Origin of the sequence: Alloalcanivorax balearicus MACL04 (assembly GCF_025532145.1) — a bacterium.
GTDB lineage: Bacteria > Pseudomonadota > Gammaproteobacteria > Pseudomonadales > Alcanivoracaceae > Alloalcanivorax > Alloalcanivorax balearicus.
The window spans coordinates 1-16,623 of the sequence record NZ_ARXS01000027.1 but is presented as its reverse complement, the minus strand read 5'-3'; the positions used below and the strand labels follow the sequence as shown (position 1 = coordinate 16,623).

The 16,623-nt window shown below is 62.5% G+C and carries 20 protein-coding genes; 6 read left to right on the top strand and 14 right to left on the bottom strand.

Annotated features, from left to right (window positions below; all coding sequences use genetic code 11):
• Positions 1-150 precede the first annotated feature (150 nt).
• From flgJ to flgB, 9 genes are read right to left on the bottom strand one after another with little or no spacing between them, the layout of a single operon-like run.
• Positions 151-1,050: a flagellar assembly peptidoglycan hydrolase FlgJ gene (flgJ, locus tag MA04_RS17875; RefSeq protein ID WP_262461937.1), complete on the bottom strand. Its 900-nt coding sequence runs from the start codon at positions 1,048-1,050 to the stop codon at positions 151-153.
• A complete protein-coding gene (locus MA04_RS17870) occupies positions 1,050-2,186 on the bottom strand; it encodes a flagellar basal body P-ring protein FlgI (RefSeq protein WP_262461936.1) in 1,137 nt (378 codons plus the stop codon). The genes flgJ and MA04_RS17870 overlap by 1 nt, the downstream gene beginning before the upstream one ends.
• 14 nt (positions 2,187-2,200) lie before the next feature.
• Positions 2,201-2,893, bottom strand: a complete 693-nt coding sequence (locus MA04_RS17865) for a flagellar basal body L-ring protein FlgH (protein ID WP_262461935.1) — start codon at positions 2,891-2,893, stop codon at positions 2,201-2,203.
• On the bottom strand, positions 2,862-3,644 hold the full coding sequence (flgG, locus tag MA04_RS17860; RefSeq protein WP_063139934.1) for a flagellar basal-body rod protein FlgG: 783 nt from the start codon (positions 3,642-3,644) through the stop codon (positions 2,862-2,864). The genes MA04_RS17865 and flgG overlap by 32 nt, the downstream gene beginning before the upstream one ends.
• A 53-nt stretch (positions 3,645-3,697) precedes the next feature.
• Entirely contained in the window at positions 3,698-4,435 is a 738-nt protein-coding gene (locus tag MA04_RS17855; RefSeq protein WP_262461934.1) for a flagellar basal body rod protein FlgF, read from the bottom strand.
• Between the two features lie 17 nt (positions 4,436-4,452).
• Positions 4,453-5,634, bottom strand: a complete 1,182-nt coding sequence (flgE, locus tag MA04_RS17850; RefSeq protein WP_262461933.1) for a flagellar hook protein FlgE — start codon at positions 5,632-5,634, stop codon at positions 4,453-4,455.
• A gap of 14 nt (positions 5,635-5,648) precedes the next feature.
• Positions 5,649-6,332, bottom strand: a complete 684-nt coding sequence (flgD, locus tag MA04_RS17845; protein WP_262461932.1) for a flagellar hook assembly protein FlgD — start codon at positions 6,330-6,332, stop codon at positions 5,649-5,651.
• Positions 6,332-6,730 carry a flagellar basal body rod protein FlgC gene (gene flgC, locus MA04_RS17840; protein ID WP_262461931.1) on the bottom strand — a complete coding sequence of 133 codons (399 nt, stop codon included), beginning with the start codon at positions 6,728-6,730 and terminating at the stop codon, positions 6,332-6,334. Before flgC ends, flgD begins: the two co-directional genes overlap by 1 nt.
• A gap of 29 nt (positions 6,731-6,759) precedes the next feature.
• On the bottom strand, positions 6,760-7,170 hold the full coding sequence (flgB, locus tag MA04_RS17835) for a flagellar basal body rod protein FlgB (RefSeq protein ID WP_262461929.1): 411 nt from the start codon (positions 7,168-7,170) through the stop codon (positions 6,760-6,762).
• Positions 7,171-7,320: 150 nt separating this feature from the next.
• Between flgB and flgA the strand changes: the two genes are divergently transcribed.
• The 5 genes from flgA (at position 7,321) to MA04_RS17810 (ending at position 10,651) form a co-directional block, all read left to right on the top strand.
• A complete protein-coding gene (flgA, locus tag MA04_RS17830) occupies positions 7,321-7,986 on the top strand; it encodes a flagellar basal body P-ring formation chaperone FlgA (protein ID WP_262461927.1) in 666 nt (221 codons plus the stop codon).
• Positions 7,987-8,098: 112 nt separating this feature from the next.
• Positions 8,099-8,383, top strand: coding sequence for a flagellar biosynthesis anti-sigma factor FlgM (flgM, locus tag MA04_RS17825; RefSeq protein WP_262461926.1), 285 nt, complete (start codon positions 8,099-8,101; stop codon positions 8,381-8,383).
• Entirely contained in the window at positions 8,380-8,829 is a 450-nt protein-coding gene (locus tag MA04_RS17820; protein ID WP_262461924.1) for a flagella synthesis protein FlgN, read from the top strand. Before flgM ends, MA04_RS17820 begins: the two co-directional genes overlap by 4 nt.
• A 55-nt stretch (positions 8,830-8,884) precedes the next feature.
• Entirely contained in the window at positions 8,885-10,120 is a 1,236-nt protein-coding gene (locus tag MA04_RS17815; RefSeq protein WP_262461993.1) for an EAL and HDOD domain-containing protein, read from the top strand.
• An 81-nt stretch (positions 10,121-10,201) separates the two neighbouring features.
• Positions 10,202-10,651, top strand: a complete 450-nt coding sequence (locus MA04_RS17810) for a hypothetical protein (protein ID WP_163126269.1) — start codon at positions 10,202-10,204, stop codon at positions 10,649-10,651.
• A gap of 204 nt (positions 10,652-10,855) precedes the next feature.
• On the opposite strand, the gene rimI is transcribed toward MA04_RS17810, so the two are convergent.
• From rimI to rrtA, 5 genes are all read right to left on the bottom strand, one after another.
• Positions 10,856-11,314 carry a ribosomal protein S18-alanine N-acetyltransferase gene (gene rimI / locus MA04_RS17805; protein WP_163126271.1) on the bottom strand — a complete coding sequence of 153 codons (459 nt, stop codon included), beginning with the start codon at positions 11,312-11,314 and terminating at the stop codon, positions 10,856-10,858.
• Positions 11,307-12,053 (bottom strand): hypothetical protein, encoded by a 747-nt coding sequence (locus MA04_RS17800; protein WP_262461922.1) that lies wholly within the window; start codon positions 12,051-12,053, stop codon positions 11,307-11,309. Before MA04_RS17800 ends, rimI begins: the two co-directional genes overlap by 8 nt.
• A gap of 34 nt (positions 12,054-12,087) precedes the next feature.
• Positions 12,088-13,635: a 2-isopropylmalate synthase gene (locus tag MA04_RS17795; protein WP_262461921.1), complete on the bottom strand. Its 1,548-nt coding sequence runs from the start codon at positions 13,633-13,635 to the stop codon at positions 12,088-12,090.
• 62 nt (positions 13,636-13,697) lie between these two features.
• Positions 13,698-15,419 carry a DUF3592 domain-containing protein gene (locus MA04_RS17790; protein WP_262461919.1) on the bottom strand — a complete coding sequence of 574 codons (1,722 nt, stop codon included), beginning with the start codon at positions 15,417-15,419 and terminating at the stop codon, positions 13,698-13,700.
• Entirely contained in the window at positions 15,385-15,984 is a 600-nt protein-coding gene (rrtA, locus tag MA04_RS17785) for a rhombosortase (RefSeq protein WP_262461918.1), read from the bottom strand. Before rrtA ends, MA04_RS17790 begins: the two co-directional genes overlap by 35 nt.
• A gap of 57 nt (positions 15,985-16,041) precedes the next feature.
• On the opposite strand from rrtA, the gene MA04_RS17780 reads away from it, so the two are divergent.
• Complete coding sequence (locus MA04_RS17780) at positions 16,042-16,449, top strand: DUF1090 domain-containing protein (RefSeq protein WP_262461916.1); 408 nt, start codon at positions 16,042-16,044, stop codon at positions 16,447-16,449.
• The last annotated feature ends 174 nt before the right edge of the window (positions 16,450-16,623 follow it).

The following is a 16,623-nucleotide window of genomic DNA, read 5'->3' as shown; positions in this document are numbered from 1 at the left end:
TTGTATTGACGGCCAGAGCATCTGATGTTCGACCTTTTTATATGGCTCGTCATTCGCTGCCAAGGCAGCTTCCCACAGCGGCTCCGTAGTAACCTGCTGTGGGAAGCTGCCTTGGCAGCGAATAGCGCACCCGCACATTGCGGGATTACATTAGTCGATCGTCGTGCTTGCCAGCGAGGTGCCGCTCAATCCCTCCATGACCGCAATCAACTTCTCCGCGTAGGCCGGGTCGGTGGCATAACCGGACGCTTGCAAGGCACGGGCGGCGCCCCGCGCATCCGGGGCCGCCGTCACCGCGGCATAACGCGGATTTTCGGTAAGCAGGCGGCCGTGGTCAGCGAAAGCATCGGCGTACGAATCGTAGACCCGGAACCGGCCCACCTGACGCACTCGCTCACCGTCCACGTACTCGTGCGTAACAATGTCGGTAGTGTTGCCGCGCCACCCCGATCCAGCCTTGATACCGAACAGGTTATGGCTGTCGGCGCCATCGGCGGTATTGATGCGGTAGCGCCCCCAACCGGTTTCCAGCGCCGCCTGTGCCAGCAGCAGTTCCCGAGGCAGACCACTACGTTCACTGGCCTCTTGGGCGGGCCCGGAGAGCCGCTGTAGGAACACTTCCTTGCTCCAGCCTTCCTGCCGCGCCACCGCTCCGGCGAGGGAGTCCGACGTGGTCACCGGCAGTGCCTGCCCCGCCCCCAAGGTACGTGACGGGGCGCCAAAAGCGGCGGCCAGGTCGGTACCACCACCGGTTTGCGGCGACAGTTGACTGATCAGCTGCTCCGCCAGACCGACACCGCGCCCCGCCACATGTTGTGCCAGTTGTTGATCCGCCAGCGACTGATAGAAGCGCGACTGATTGCTGTCGAGCAAATCCGAGCGCGGGATGGCGTCACGCATGCTCTTGACCATCTGCTGCAGGAACAATGCCTCGAACTGTTGCGCCGCGTGCGCCAGTTGTTTCTCCGGGTCCAGTGCCGCTTTTTGCTTGAGCCGTTGCAACCCCTGCAAATCGAGGGCGAACTGGTTGTCGCTTGCGCCAATCGCCATTACAGAATCTCCAGCTCCGCGCGCAGCGCACCGGCTGATTTCAGCGCTTGCAGGATTGACATCAGATCCTGGGGCGTGGCGCCCAGCGCATTCAGCGCGTCCACCACTTCCATCAGATCCGCGCCTTCCACAACTTGCAGAGCACCGCTTTCCTGTTCGATACGGATATCACTGTCCGGCACCACCACGGTTTCGCCTTCACCGAAGGGAGCGGGCTGACTGACACCAAAACGGGTATCGATGGTGACGGAGAGATTGCCGTGGGCCACCGCCGCCGGACGCAGAGTCACGCGTCCGTTCAGCACCACCGAGCCGGTACGGGCGTTAATCACCACCTTGGCCGGAGCGTCCGAGGGATTCAGAGGAATGCGCTCCACCCGCGCCATGAACGCCACGCGGCGATTATCGTCACGGGGACCGACCAGACGAATCACTCCCCCGTTGACGGCACTGGCCACCGGCGAGCCGAATTCCTCGTTGATCGCCTGCACCGCCCGCCAGGTGGTATCGAAATCGGCGTCATGGAACTGCAGTTCCAGCACGCCGTTGTCACCACCGAGCTGCAACGGCACCTCCCGTTCCACCATGGCGCCGCCACTGATGCGACCACCGGCCTGCTGATTGATCTGAGTACTGCTGCCACCGGCCTCGGCACCGACGCCACCGACCAGCAGATTGCCCTGGGCCAGGGCATAGGTTTGCCCATCCACACCTTTCAGGGGAGTCATCAACAGGGTGCCCCCCCGCAGGCTGCGCGCATTGCCCACCGAAGACACCACCACGTCGATGCGTTGCCCGGGACGGGCGAAGGGCGGCAGGTCGGCGGTCACCATCACCGCCGCCACATTACGCAACTGCATATTGGTCCCCGCCGGCACGGTAATACCCAGTTGCGAAAACATGTTGGTCAGCCCTTGCGTGGTGAACGGCGTCTGCATGGTCTGGTCGCCGCTGCCATCCAGCCCCACCACCAGGCCGTACCCCACCAGGGTGTTGTCACGCACGCCGGCGAAGCTGGCCAGTTCCCGCAGAGTTTCCGCGCCGGCAGACAGTGGCCATGACAACAGCAAGAATAACCATGCCGCCAACCATTTGGGGCGGTGCGATCGGGAACGAGGGAAGGCAAACAGTTTCATGGTTGGCGCCGTCATCAGAACGGGGAGATATTCAAGAAGAACCGCTGCAGCCACCCCATGTGCTGAGCTTCATTGATGTAGCCGTCGCCGACATATTCGATGCGCGCGTCGGCGACCCGGGTGGACAGTACCGAGTTGTCGCCGCGAATCACCTGGGGATCCACCACGCCAGCGAAACGGATGAATTCCGTTCCCTGATTGATGGCGATCTGCTTTTCCCCCCGCACGCGCAGATTACCGTTGCTCAGTACCTCCAAAACGGTAACGGTGAGCGTGCCGGTGAAACTGTTGTTGGCCCGGGAACCGCCGCCCGCTTCGAAGGTGTTTTCACCGGTCAGGTCGAAGCCATAGTCGGCCAGATCCTCCAACCCCTTGGGCAGCACCTGCGGCGTGAACGTGCTGTTGCCGGTACGATTGGCGTTACTGCTGGAAACCTTGCTGGCACTGACTTCTTCGTCGAACACGATGGTCAGCACGTCACCGGCCATGCGCGGCCGGTTGTCCTCGAACAACGGGTGATAGCCACGCCTGGCCTGAAAAATGGATCCGTTGGCCCGCGGCGCCGGCGGCTGGGCGATCTCTACCCGCTCCTGTTCACCCACCACGGAAGGACGTGGCAGTTGCGCGCAGCCCGCCAACAGAAACAGGCCCAGGGCCAGCCCCCACAGGCGCGAATCAGAGCTGAGTGAGCCGGGCAAGCATTTCATCGGAGGTTTGCACTGCCTTGCTGTTGATCTCATAGGCCCGCTGGGTCTGGATCATGTTGACCATTTCCTCCACCACATTGACGTTGGAGGTTTCCACATAGGATTGGTAAATCCGGCCGGCGCCGTTCATGCCCGGCATGCTCTCGGTACGCATACCGGAAGCGGCGGTCTCCAGATAGAGATTCTCGCCGATACTTTCCAGGCCCGCGGCATTGACGAAGGTGGAAAGGGTCAGTTGCCCCACTTCCCGGGCATCGGTGGAACCGGGCTCGGTGATCGAAATAATGCCGTCCTGACCGATGGTGACGCTGAGCGCGTTATCGGGAATCAGGATCGCCGGCTCCAGCGGATAGCCACTGGAGGTCACCATCTGGCCATTCTCATCCAGCTGGAAACTGCCATCACGGGTATAGGCGATGGTGCCATCCGGCATCAGCACCTGGAAAAACCCCTTGCCGTTGATCGCCAGATCCCGCGAGTTACCGGTCTGTTCCAGCCCTCCCTGGGTATGCAGGCGCTCGGTGGCCACTGGTCGCACCCCGGTACCAATTTGCAGGCCGGAAGGCAGGCGATTCTGCACATCATTCTGCCCACCGGGCTGGCGCAGGTTCTGATACAACAGATCCTCGAACACGGCACGGGTTTTCTTGAAGCCGTTGGTGCTGACGTTGGCCAGATTGTTGGCGATCACGTCCATCTTCACCTGCTGCGACTCGAGACCGGTCTTGGCGGTCCACAAAGAGCGAATCATGATGATGTCCTCTTTCGGTTATCTCGTTATCGGGCGGCACTCGCGGGCCGGCCTCAATTCATCGACAGCAGAGCATTGGCGCGCTGCGCGTTCTGGTCGGTATGCTCAATCACCTGGAGCTGCATTTCGTAGCGGCGGGCGGTGTTGATCATCGACACCATGGCTTCCATGGTGCTGACGTTACTGCCTTCCAGAGCACCGGATTGCAGGCGCCCCAGTTCATCACGCGGCAGTACACCGTTCCCGGCGCGGAACAAGCCGTCATCGCCACGCTCCAGGTTCCCGGCGACATCGTTGACCAGTTTCAGACGCCCAACCTCGGCGATGGCGTCCGGCTGTTCCCCGGCGCCAATGGCGCTGACGGTACCGTCGGCGCCAATCGACAGGCTGGCGCCGAGCGGTACCACGATCGGGCCGCCATCACCGATCACCGGCCGCCCGCCACTGGTCAGCAAGCCTTCGCCATTGACCTGCAGATCACCACGGCGGGTGTAAGCCTCGGCACCGTCGGCGCCCTGCACCGCCAACCAGTTACCTTCCTGCAGAGCCACATCCAGATCGCGGCCGGTGGCGTTGATCGGGCCGATACTGAAATCGGTACCCGGCGTGGTCGCCATCATCGACACCCGTGTCGGCAGCGTGCCGTCACCGCGCACTGGCACCGCCCGCAGCGCGTGAATCTGCTCGCGAAAGCCGGAGGTGGTGGCATTGGCCAGGTTGTTACTGACCACCGCCTGCTGATCCTGGCTTTGCTTGGCCGCCACCATGGCGGTATAGAGGATGCGATCCATGTCTCAAGCCTCGGCGATTAACGCAGGTTCACCGCATTCTGCAGAACCTCATCCTGCACTTTGATGGTCTGGGTATTGGCCTGGTAGTTACGCTGGGCGATGATCAGATCCACCAGTTCAGAAGTCAGGTCCACGTTGGACACTTCCAGTGCCTGGGACTCCACATTGCCGAACATACCGGTGCCGGCCAGGCCAAGTAGAGGCTGCCCGGAAGTACCGGTTTCCACCCAGGCGTTATCGCCGGCCGGTTGCAGACCTTCCGGGTTGCGGAAGTTGGCCAGCGCCAGAGTGCCGAGCACCTGGGACTGCTCATTGGCGTAATTACCAATGATGTTGCCGTCGTCATCCACGGTGACCCCCACCAGGCTGCCGGCGGTGTAACCGTTCTGGTCCAGCGAACCCAGGTCGAATTCCTGACCGAACTGCGTGGTGCCATCGAAGTTGATGCCAAAAGTCACGTCATCGGCGCCGTTGTTCATGGCAAAGGAATAGTCCGGAAAAGTACTGTTGGCTTGGTCCAGGGTGCCGTTGCTGTTGAAACGCAACTGACCGGAGTTGGCCGCATCCACGGTGCCGTCCACGGCACTGTGAACCGCCCATTCATTCTCACCGGTTTTGACGAAATACAGCGTCATGGTGTGCTGTACGCCGAGGGAGTCATACACCGTGGCGGTGTTGGCATAGGAATAGGTATCGTCATCCGCCGGATCGAAAGCGTCGGTGATGATGTCGCTCTCCGCGTCCAGATTGAAGGTGGCATCCACGCCGGTGGTGGCGCTGGCGCTCATGCCGCCGGACGGCACCTGCAGCACCTGTGGCTGGCCGCCGGTGCCCACGCCGGCGGGGAAGCCGGTAAGCCGGGCGCCCTGGGCGTTCTCCAGGTAGCCTTCCTTGGTCAGGGTCAGCTGGCCGTTACGGGAATAGACAATCTGCTCCCCTTGCAGGAAACGGAAAAAGCCGGCGCCGTTGATACCCAGGTCCAGATTACGGCCGGTGCTTTCCAGAGTGCCGTTGGAGAAGTCCTGTAACACGCCCGAAACACGCACGCCCTGCCCCACCTTGGCGCCGGTGTAAACATCGGCGAACTGCACGGAAGAACCTTTGAACCCCACCGTCTGCGAGTTGGCGATATTGTTACCGACCACGTCCAGTTGACTAGCGGCCGCGTTAAGGCCGCTCAATGCCTGAGAAAAACCCATCTTTCAGCTCCTGTTCAGAGAATCTGCCGGACTTCGTCCAGCGTCACCGGATCGGAAATGCCGCCAAGATCCAGACGCGGCAGACCATCGGTTCCCATCTTCACCCCGTTGACCAGGGCATAGTTCAAGGTGGTGACGTCCATCGGCGTGTCATTGCTGGTGGCGGTCACGGAAACCTTATAAGCGCCTTCCGGTGCCAGGGTTTCGTCTTCCAGCTTGCCGTCCCAGACAAAGGATTCGACACCGGCGTCCAGGGCGCCCAGCTCAAAGCGGCGCACCACCTGCCCGGAACCATCGGTGATGGTGACCACCACGTTGTCGGCCGCTTTATCCAGCTCCACGCCAAACGGCGTGGTGGCGCCCTCTTCACCCACCAGCACCCGATCACCGGCCACCAGCACACCCCGACCGATCAGGGCGGTGGCCTGCAGTGCCTTGCCGGCGTCGATCTGATCGTTGATTTCTCCGAGCCGGGCATTGAGTTCCTGGATGCCACTGACGGTATTGATCTGCGCCAGCTGCGAGGTCAGCTCCGCGTTTTCCATCGGATTCATCGGATCCTGATTCTTCAACTGCGTCACCAGCAGGGTCATGAAACTGTCCTGCAATTCGCCGGCGGCGCCGCGGCTGTCGCCACTGCTGGTGCTGTTCATACTGTTCAGCACGGAGTTACTAATGTTCTGGGTGGCGGCCGCCATCAGCTTTCTCCCACGGTCAGAGTTTTCAGCATCAACTGCTTGCTGGTGTTGAGGACTTCCACATTGGCCTCATAGGAACGGGACGCGGCGATCATGTTGACCATCTCATGAACCGGTTCCACGTTGGGCATGGCCACGTACCCCTGCTCATCCGCCAGCGGGTGATGAGGCCGATACTCGCGACGCAGAGGCGCCGGATCTTCCACTACTTCCCGTACCGAAACACCGGCACTGCCTTCCCCGTTTTGGCGACTTTCGAAAATCACCTGGCGCGCCCGATAGGCTTCGCCTTCGGGGCCGGCGACGCTGTCGGCATTGGCCAGATTGCTGGCGGTGACGTTCATGCGCTGGGCCTGGGCCACCATCGCCGAGCCGGAAATTTCAAAGATGGAAAACATCACGGTTTCCTTTTATTCCGATTGCAGGTTTATTCCGACTGCATGGCGCCCTTAAGGCCCTGAATACGACTGTTGATCATGGTGAGCGCGGCCTGGTAACGGACCGAGTTATCGGCGAACTGCACCCGTTCCACATCCATGTTCACGGTATTACCGTCCAGGCTCGGCTGATCCGGTACCCGGTAGAGCAAGTCCCGGTCGCTGGAGGACGCAATCCGTGCTGGAAAATGCCGCTCGGACGTGGTGGTCAAATGCAAAGCCCGCTCCTGCGCATCCCCGGCCACGGCCCGCGCCAGCTCGTCGGAGAAGTTGAAGTCACGCGCTTTGAAATGCGGGGTGTCGGCGTTGGCGATGTTGCCAGCCAATACCCCCTGACGTTCGTGACGAAGTTGCAGTGCCTGCTGATAGAAGTTCAAGGCACCAGCCAGTTTATCGATCATGGCTAAACTCCTTTTGGATACAGACAGACTAAAACGGGCCCTGAGTCTGCAAACGGATAAACAGCCATGCATTTGATGGCCATTTCGTTTATTCGCCATCGGCGGGGTTTCGTACACTATGGGCAAGGGCCGAATCAGAGATGACAAAACATGAAGGCATGGCCATGGACAATCAGCGCATTGATGCTGTTGATTCCCTCGCTGGCGGCGGCGACCACCGCGATGGAGGAACAGGCCAGGGCCTTTCTGTTACGGGAAGCCGCCGGGCTGGGGGATCACATCGAGGTGACAATGCAATCGCCGAGCGCGTCGTTACCATCCTGTGACGACGCCACACCGTTTCTACCCGGCCATCAGCGCCCCCTGCTCGGACCGGTGACCGTCGGCGTGCGCTGTGATGGCCAGGTCCGCTATCTGCAGGCCCGGGTCGGTGCCCGGGGGCGCTACTGGGTGGCGGCGGACACTCTGGAAGCCGGCACTCTTCTGGAAAAAGACGATCTGCGGGTGCGGGAGGGGGATCTGAGCGCCCTGCCACGCCGGGCGGTCACCCGCCTGGAGGAGCTTGTCGGCAAGGAACTGACCCGCCCGCTGAACGCTGGCACCGTGCTGCAGGACAGCGTTTTGCGCGTACGGCCTCTGGTACGGCGGCGGCAGCCGGTGAAGGTGGAAGCCATGGGGACCGGCTTTCGTATCGAACGCGCGGCCCATGCTCTGGAGGACGGCGCACTGGGTGAACGGATCCGGGTGCGATTGCCGGACCGAAGGGTACTGACCGTGGTGGTCAGTGGGCCAAACCGGACCCGGGTCACATTTTGACGTTCCCGGACTCAAGCGCCCGGCTTTTTGGCCGATGAAGCGTGAGAGGAGACCTTGAACGGGCTCATGAACAGGCTCTATGTGCCTCCGCGAACGCAATGGAGAGACAGCTGTGAAAATTGATCATCCGCACCCCTTCGGCGCCAACCGCCCGGTGCCGGAGAAAGCCGCCGAGCGCAGCGTCGAGCGTTCCGGCAACGAGCCTGCGCAGACCAGCCCGGCGGCGGTAACCCATTTGCATCGGGACCGCAGCGACGGCGACATCGACACCGCGCGGGTGGCGGAAATCCGCCAGGCGATCAGTGAAGGCCGTCTGGAAATCCGGGCCGACCGCATCGCCGACGGCTTGATCGAGCGAGTTCGGGAAGAGCTGGAAACGCGGTCCGACCCTTCATGAGCCTGAACACGCATCTGCAGCGCCAACACGACCACTTGGCCTCGCTGGGACGCTTACTGTCCGAAGAGCGGGCCTTGCTGGTTCGGGGCAGCATCGACGGTCCGGAACTAGGCGCCGTGGCACAGCGCAAAGCCGCTCTGCTGGAAACGCTGGACACTTTCGAAGGGCGGCGCCGGGAAGCCCTGCAGCGGCTCGGCTACGACGACACTCCCCAAGGCGACGAACAGGCGGCCCGCGAAGCGGGCTGTTTGCCGTTGTGGCGGGCGATCCAGGCCCGGGCCCGGGCCGTGGCCGCGGACAACCGGGGCAACGGCGAGTTGATCGAACTGCGCGCGGCCAGCAATCTGCGGCTACTCAACGCCCTGCGCGAAAAGGCCGGCACTCCGTTATACGGCCCCGATGGCCAACCAGGCCCGCGCAGCGGACGGCTGTCCTCGTCCGCGTGATAAAGGTCTCGTTTCCGCTTCTCCCGTATCTGCGAGCAGGAATGACAACGTGGCAATGACTCTCAAACAGGCGGTCGTCGACGACGACGCACTGGACGTCATGCTGGCCTGTCGGCCGGTGTACAGCAAAAATCAGGATCTGGCCGCCTTCCAACTGCTGCTGCAAGGCGGCGGCGACAGCGTCACACTGTCCGACATCGAATCCAGCCATCCGGTGATTCTGGGCACCTATTCCCAGGTTTATCAGGACGGCCGCACCCGCACCGTGCCGACTTTTTTGCGCGTGACCCCGGAAGTGCTGCTGGCCCGGTCGTTATCTCATCTGCCCAAAAAGCAGTATATCCTCGACCTCGACCACGGTTTGGCCGAGCCGGACGTGTTGCTGGAACAAGCCCGGCGCTGGGCCGCCCAGGGTTATCGGCTGGCACTGGACGGATTCGGACCGGCCGACAGCGTGAATCCGGCGCTGCTGGATCTGGTCCATATCATCAAACTGGACGTTCGCCGCTTTGACGACGACACGCTGCGCGCCACGGTGGAAAGGCTCCGGCCCCACGGCGCCGATCTGCTCGCCGATCATCTGGATGATCGCCGTCGTTTCCGTGTTTGCCTGGAGTTGGGCTTCAGTTATTACCAGGGCGATTTCCTGTCCACGGCGGTGCCGGTGAAAGGCCGCAAGATCGCCGGCAATCAGTTGTTGTTACTGCGCCTGCTCGCCGAACTGCACAACCCGGAATCCACGCCGTCGTCGCTGGAGGCCATCGCTATCCAGGACGCCCATCTGACCTGGCGCATTCTGCGCGTGGTCAACTCCGCTGCCCTGGGTTTGCACCGTGAGGTGAGTTCCCTGTCCCAGGCCATCGCCTTGCTGGGCATGGACGAGATGCGGCGCTGGGCCAATCTGCTGCTGGTGCACGGCAGCCAGAACAAGCCCGCGCATCTGGTCCGCAACATGCTGGTGCGCGGACGCATGTGCGAAGTGATGGCGGAGCTTTCCGGCGAAGAGGTCCCGGTGAACCATTTCATCGTTGGCCTGCTGTCGCAACTGGATGTCATCACCGACATCGCCATGCCGGAATTAATGGATCAGGTCCCCCTGAGCCAGGAGGTGAAACGCGCTCTGGTGGCCCGCGAAGGGAAACTCGGGGATCTGCTCAACGAAGTGGAACACTACGAAAACGGCCGCTTCGACCGGCTCACCTGGCTCAACGACACCTCGTTCTACGAAGTCGCCTATCGTCACAGCGTGGCCTGGGCCCGGCAGATTCAACAGGCCCTCGGCAGCTTGTGACACCCGGTCACGGCGGCGCGGTCAATGGGCTCCGCGCCGCCGCCTTGCTAGCATGGGTCTTTCGCCAATAAGGATAATGTCATGACCGTGCCACGCTCCCTGCCCGTATTGTGCCTGCTGACCCTGGCCGCCCTGCTCACCGCCTGCGATAGCGGTCCGGGCGACAATGTGATTCGCGATGCGCTGAACGCGGAACTGGAACAGGCGCATCTCAACGAATTGCTGGAAGTGGAAGACGTGGAACAACTCAGCGCGGTGGAGGACAGCCAGGGGGATTACAGCGTGGAAGTGAATTACCGGTTACGCGCCCGCAAGGGTCTGGCCGACTACGCGGGTGAAATCCGCGGCGATGACGAACGCGAGCCGATGGACCGCTTCGCCATGACCATGGCGCTGGCCGCGGTGCGGGTGGAGTTCGGCCCGTTCGAGGAGGGCGACACCTTCAACCGGGAACGGCGGCTGGTATTCAGTAAAGGCGATCAGGGCTGGCAAATGAAAAGCGCTTTGGGAGCGAAGCCGGATCAGCGATGATTCGGCCGCTGGCACCATCGTAGCCAGCCAGCGCGCCCCCAAGCCTGTCTGAGGTCGCGACAAGGCCGCTGTAGGAGCTTGCCCTGCAAGCGAATCTCTTGGGGCCGAAACCCATTCGCTTGCAAGCAAGCTCCCACAGCGGCTCCGTAGTCCGGTCCGTGGGAAACGGCCGTGCCAGCGTGTTGCGTGTAAGCGTCCTGCGCATCACAGCATCAGGGTCATCAGCACCGCGTCCTCGTAACCCTCTTCGGCCCGGTAGTAGCCGGGCCGGCGACCGCATATCTCGAAATCGAGCTGCTTGTAGAGCTTCCGGGCCCCCCGATTGCCAGCCCGCACCTCCAGATACATCACCGACATGCCCCCATCGACAGCCCGGGCGATGGCCTGCTCCAGCATCCAGCGAGCGATACCGCGCCGTTGCCAGGCCGGCGCCACCGCGATATTGAGCAGATGGGCTTCATCCAGCACCGTGGACAACACCATGAAACCGGTGATTTCCCCATCGTGGGTCGCCACCTTGCAGTGGTAACCACTGGAAAGACAGCTGCGGAAATTGGCCATAGACCAGGGCGTTAACTGACAGGCCTGCTCCACCTCCAGCACCCGCTCCAGATCCGCGCTGGTCATGGTGCGCAGGCGCACGTCATCGGTAATCTCAGCCATGGAAACCCGATTCCACCATTGCCTGCCAACTGCGCTTCTTGTGCCGCGCCGGTTCCGAGAGCATCTCATCCAGACTGCTCACCACCAGGGCGCCCATTTCGCCGAGCTTGAACCCTTGATAGCGTTCCGTGCCGAGCACCTGCTTCGCCAGGGTCTCGTTCAGGCAAAACAGGGCGCGCTGCCCGCCATCCAGCCGCGCCAGACCGGCGACAAACGCCGTCAACGCCTGGGAAGCAGCATTCCGGTCCATGGGTTGATCGTCGGTCAGCGGACAATAAAACCGGCGTGGCCGGGACGGGGCGGCGGCAAACACAGCCAGCAGAGATGTCGCCAGGGCACCGTCGTGACGCCCCAATCCCGGCGCCTTGGCATCGCTTTGTTGAAACAGCAGCCAGGTTTCCCCGGCCAGGTGCGCTTCGAGCGTAAAGACCAACGCCTGATCGGCGGCAACGGGCTGCGGAGCGGTCTGGACCGGCGCGGCGGGTTCCGTTGCGACAGGTCGCGGCGCCGGTGGCGGCGTCCGTTCCAATTCACTGGACAATGACGGCGGCGCTTTCGGCGTCTCCGTTTCCACCGCCACCCGCGGTGCCTCGATGCTCGCTGGCGCCGCCTCCGGAGCCGGTGGCGGCTCAGGCGGCGCCAGCTCCGGAGAAGGCGCCGCGCCGGGCAGTGCCACCCGCGCCACCCAGGGCGTCAGCCCCAGGGCCTTCAGGTAACTTTGCCGCTGCGGTTCGTTCATAGGGCGCTCCGCGCCGGTCCGATGTCAGCCTCTATCATACGTCCGCCGCCTGCGGATGGGCCCGCTGTGACCCGGAGGCGAAATGGTTCAAGGCATTCAGATACGCCTTCGCCGAAGCACTGATGATATCGGTGTCGGCGCCATGGCCGTTGACGATGCGCCCGCCTTTCTCCAACCGCACGGTCACCTCGCCCTGACTGTCGGTGCCAGAGGTGATGGCATTCACCGAATACAAGGACATGGAACAGTTACTCTGAACCAGGGATTCGATGGCCTTGAAGGTGGCATCCACCGGTCCGGCGCCGGCAGCGGTGGCCTCCCGTTCCTCACCATCCACATTAATGACGATACGTGCCTTGGGCGTTTCGCCGGTACAGGAAGTCACTTCCAGCACCACCAGTTGATACCGCTCCTGTTCCGCCGCCTGCCGGGTATCGCTGACCAGCGCCTGCAGGTCCTCGTCGAATACCTCGTGCTTCTTGTCGGCCAGATCCTTGAAGCGCTGGAAGGCTATGTTCAGTGACGCATCGGAGCCCAACGGGATTCCCAGTTCCTCCAGGCGGGCGCGGAAGGCGGCACGACCGGAGTGTTTGCCGAGCACCATGCGGTTGGTGTGCCAGCCCACGTCCTCGGCGGACATGATTTCGTAGGTCTCGCGATGCTTGAGCACGCCGTCCTGGTGAATGCCGGACTCATGGGCAAAGGCGTTGGCGCCGACGATGGCCTTGTTGGGCTGCACCGGGAAGCCGGTGATGGTGGAGACCAGTTTTGACGCCGGCACGATCTCGCGGGCGTTGATGCCGGTGTCCACCGGAAACAGATCCTGGCGGGTGCGCACCGCCATCACGATCTCTTCCAGGGAGGCGTTACCAGCCCGCTCGCCCAGTCCGTTGATGGTGCACTCCACCTGACGGGCGCCGGCCTGCACCGCCGCCAGGGAGTTGGCCACCGCCAGCCCCAGGTCGTTATGACAATGCACCGAGAACACCGCCTTGTCGGCGTTCGGCACCCGCTCCAGCAGGGAGCGGATGGTGTCGGCGAACTGTTCGGGAATGTTATAGCCAACGGTGTCGGGAATGTTGATGGTGCGGGCACCGGCATCAATGGCCGCCTCGACGATGCGGCACAGGAAGTCCAGTTCGGAACGGCCGGCGTCCTCGCAGGAAAACTCCACATCGTCGATGCGGTTACGGGCATGCTTGACCGCCGCCACCGCGTTCTCCACCACCTGGTCCGGGGTCATCCGCAGCTTGTGCTCCATATGGATGGGGCTGGTGGCGAGGAAGGTATGGATACGGCCGGACTCGGCCCCGGCCAGCGCTTCCGCGGCGCGGTCGATGTCCTCCGCCTTGGCCCGCGCCAGCGAGCAGATGGTGGACTCGCGCACGGTATCGGCGATCGCCTTCACCGCCTCGAAATCCCCCTGGCTGGCAATGGCGAAACCGGCTTCGATGACATCCACCCGCATCCGCTCCAGCGCCTTGGCGATGCGCAGTTTTTCGTCCTGGTCCATGGTGGCGCCGGGGCTTTGCTCGCCGTCACGCAAGGTGGTATCGAATATGATCAGGCGCTCTTTGTTCATCGTCGTATCTCGCCGAGTATGGGGGTTCATCGATTCTAGCAAATCAGCCCGGACCGGGGGTATCAAACCAGATGCAGTTCCCGCAACAGTTCCTCGCGGAGCTGCTCCCCGGCCTGCTGCCCGGCGATGCCCTCGGCCACCCGCACCCGCCCGCTCTCGTCCTGAGCGTAGAGGTTCATGTATTCCTGTACCCGGCCATTGGTGGTGGATCTGAGCGCGCTGTCGAGTACCAGTTGATCGGCGTTACGCAGCCGCATGCGGCGCTGTCGCAGCGGAATCCCCAGCCAGCGCCGACGGCTGCGTACTTCATCGCCACGAATCACCACCTGGAGGCTGCGTCCGAGCATATACAGCGTGATAAGGACCAAGCCGTAGCCCACCAACCCGAAAACGCCGGCCATCAAATACAGCATGCCGCCTTCATCGAGGGCCAGCATCAGCAGGAAGGTGCCCACCGCGGCGAAAATGCCGCCGAGCAGCAGCAGCCCCAATTTCAGGCCCAGATTGCGGCCGGCACGGCTGGTCACTGTCAGCCCCAGGCCGGTGCGTTTGATCACGATCTGTTCCCTGGCCGACGCCAGTGCCGCTTCCTCGCGCTCGCGGCGATCCTCCTCCACATGGGACTCCGGCAGAGTAAAGCGGCTGCCAGCGTCGCCCTGCATCACAGGAATGGACCAGTCACGATGCAATTCGCGACCGTCCATCTCTCCTTCCATGGAAACCTGCCAGTACACCGATTGCCGGCCACGCTGATAGGTGGGCGGCAAATCCCCCGGCACATCGAAGCAGAACTGAACGCGGCTGTCGCGCATGCCGGACTCCACATAGCCACCCTGCTCGCTCTGCCACAGCACCGTGGTATCCGTGCGGCGGTCATCGCCACTGCCGCGGGTCTCCTGGTGCACGCAGGAGAGGGAAACGGTGAATTTGACCGAATGCGGCACCGCCCGGCTGATCAGGACCTCACCGCCCACCTGCCCGCCGGCGTAGCCCGGGTTCGGATCCAGGGTCAGCGGTGTCGGCCCGAAGAACTTGTAACGGCGGCGGCCGGCCCAGCCTCCGGCCATCACCAACAGCCCGATCAGGGGGAACAGAAAGATAAACAGCATGGCGTAATCGCCCTGCGGCACGCCCTTGACAGCGGGCCAATAACCCGGCGCCGGCACCAGAGCAAAAATCAAGCCGAACACAATCAGAAACCCGTGTCCGGATTTCTGGCTGCTGCTGTAGACCGGTTCGCCGCCGCCCTCAGGGTTCCCTGAAGCTTTTGCTCTTCGATTGAAGAAAAACAACAAGCCACCGCCCACCAGGGCAAACACACCGCCAAAGGCGAAGCCGAACACCAGCGAACCACTGCGCAGGCCGCGTTCCAGATAAGCTTTTTCCGGCTGGTCCGGGTTCACCCAGGCCAGCACCGGCTGTTGCGCCAGCCGGGCCCGCTCCAGGCGGCGGGCCAGACTCTGCCAGAAATCGTCGAAGTTATCGCTGCCACCGTACAGCGACACCGATTCGCTGGTGTAGGTGCGTCCCTGATACTGGTATTGGTAGCGCGCGCTGACGCTGTAAGTGGTGGAACCGTCCGAAGTGCTGCGATTCAGACGGCTGTCCAACACCTGGGCCGGCACCCGCTCCCAGCTGTCGGTCTGCCAGTAATGCAACAATGGCTTCAATGCTATGAAGTACATCGCGGCCAGGCCCGCCAAAAGAAAGACGGCGGCGAAACCGTTCAGCAGGCAACCCGGCCCTTTGCTACCTTTCCTTGTGTCTGATGCGGCTTCGTTCAAACCCTGTCACTCCCATCATCAAGAAAACACCACTGATCGCCCCATACAGATGGGCGTTCACGTAAACACTGCCACCGATCCAGCCGCGCAGATACTCCACGTCATAGCCGGGCCATTGCTCGACCAGCAGGCGACCAGCCACCACCGCCAGCACCAGCGAGTGCAGCCACGGGTGGCCGCGCCAGCCGAGCAGCAGGCAAAACACCAGCAACGCATGCAATAGCCCGGACAATCCCACGTACCAATCCAGCTCCGGATCGAGAAGATATAATGCGACGCTGGAAAACAGCCCGCAAAACAGCAGCCAGCCCCAGAACCGGTAGCGGTCCAGCAAATCACGGAAGAAGTGGACGATCAGAGCGAGGCCGGCGAGATTCATCACCGTATGCCACAGATTCAAGTGACTGACGTGGGCGCTCCACAACCGCCATCCCTGGCCCGCCGCCAGAGCAGCGCGATCGTACCGCAGCCAGGGACTGACCCATTGGTGGGCCGCTCCCAGCGCCAACACGACGAGCGCGAAGACCGCCACATGGCGCCACAGTTTTTGGTCCCGAACGACCATCTGGTCCTCTCGTGTCGTTGCCTTTACCCTACAGGCTCACCCAAACGGATTTGCCCCATGCCGAAATCATCTCTTCTCACCTTGCCCGCTACCCTGGTTGTCCTGCACACCGCTCTGGCGGCCCCCGTTTTCGCCGACCAGCCTCTGTGCGGGAAGAAGATCGCCGAAGTGGAACGTCAGCAGGCGGAAGCGCGCGCTCACGGCCACGATCACAAGGCCCGGGGACTGCAGCGGGCTCTGGACGCGCTGCGGGACGGCTGCACCGATCAAGGCCTGATCGACGACGCCCGCGGCGACGTCGACGCAGCGCAGCAGGAAGTCGCCGAACGCCAGGCCGACCTGGATGCCGCCATCCGGGAAGGCGACAAGGACGATATCAAAAAGCGGCGGGAAAAGCTCAAAGAGGCGCGGCAGGAATTGGCGGAAGAACAGGCCGACCTGGAGGCACTGCTGCAAGTACGCTGAGTTGGCGGCCAATTTGTTGGTCTTGCGGACATGAACTCGCACGGTATTCGCTGGCAAGCCAGCTTCCCACAGAGGAGGCTACGAAGTCGCTGTGGGAAGCTGGCTTGCCAGCGAATCGGCATAGCAGGTATACGGAAGTGGCAATAAAAAAGGTTCATCGCGCTTTAGCGGGAA

Coding starts and splice junctions, on each gene's coding strand:
- flgJ (WP_262461937.1), bottom strand. CDS start 1,050: ATGGCGATTGGCGCAAGCGACAACCAGTTCGCCCTCGATTTGCAGGGG.
- MA04_RS17870 (WP_262461936.1), bottom strand. CDS start 2,186: ATGAAACTGTTTGCCTTCCCTCGTTCCCGATCGCACCGCCCCAAATGG.
- MA04_RS17865 (WP_262461935.1), bottom strand. CDS start 2,893: ATGAAATGCTTGCCCGGCTCACTCAGCTCTGATTCGCGCCTGTGGGGG.
- flgG (WP_063139934.1), bottom strand. CDS start 3,644: ATGATTCGCTCTTTGTGGACCGCCAAGACCGGTCTCGAGTCGCAGCAG.
- MA04_RS17855 (WP_262461934.1), bottom strand. CDS start 4,435: ATGGATCGCATCCTCTATACCGCCATGGTGGCGGCCAAGCAAAGCCAG.
- flgE (WP_262461933.1), bottom strand. CDS start 5,634: ATGGGTTTTTCTCAGGCATTGAGCGGCCTTAACGCGGCCGCTAGTCAA.
- flgD (WP_262461932.1), bottom strand. CDS start 6,332: ATGGCGGCCGCCACCCAGAACATTAGTAACTCCGTGCTGAACAGTATG.
- flgC (WP_262461931.1), bottom strand. CDS start 6,730: ATGTTTTCCATCTTTGAAATTTCCGGCTCGGCGATGGTGGCCCAGGCC.
- flgB (WP_262461929.1), bottom strand. CDS start 7,170: ATGATCGATAAACTGGCTGGTGCCTTGAACTTCTATCAGCAGGCACTG.
- flgA (WP_262461927.1), top strand. CDS start 7,321: ATGAAGGCATGGCCATGGACAATCAGCGCATTGATGCTGTTGATTCCC.
- MA04_RS17820 (WP_262461924.1), top strand. CDS start 8,380: ATGAGCCTGAACACGCATCTGCAGCGCCAACACGACCACTTGGCCTCG.
- MA04_RS17815 (WP_262461993.1), top strand. CDS start 8,885: ATGACTCTCAAACAGGCGGTCGTCGACGACGACGCACTGGACGTCATG.
- MA04_RS17810 (WP_163126269.1), top strand. CDS start 10,202: ATGACCGTGCCACGCTCCCTGCCCGTATTGTGCCTGCTGACCCTGGCC.
- rimI (WP_163126271.1), bottom strand. CDS start 11,314: ATGGCTGAGATTACCGATGACGTGCGCCTGCGCACCATGACCAGCGCG.
- MA04_RS17800 (WP_262461922.1), bottom strand. CDS start 12,053: ATGAACGAACCGCAGCGGCAAAGTTACCTGAAGGCCCTGGGGCTGACG.
- MA04_RS17795 (WP_262461921.1), bottom strand. CDS start 13,635: ATGAACAAAGAGCGCCTGATCATATTCGATACCACCTTGCGTGACGGC.
- rrtA (WP_262461918.1), bottom strand. CDS start 15,984: ATGGTCGTTCGGGACCAAAAACTGTGGCGCCATGTGGCGGTCTTCGCG.
- MA04_RS17780 (WP_262461916.1), top strand. CDS start 16,042: ATGCCGAAATCATCTCTTCTCACCTTGCCCGCTACCCTGGTTGTCCTG.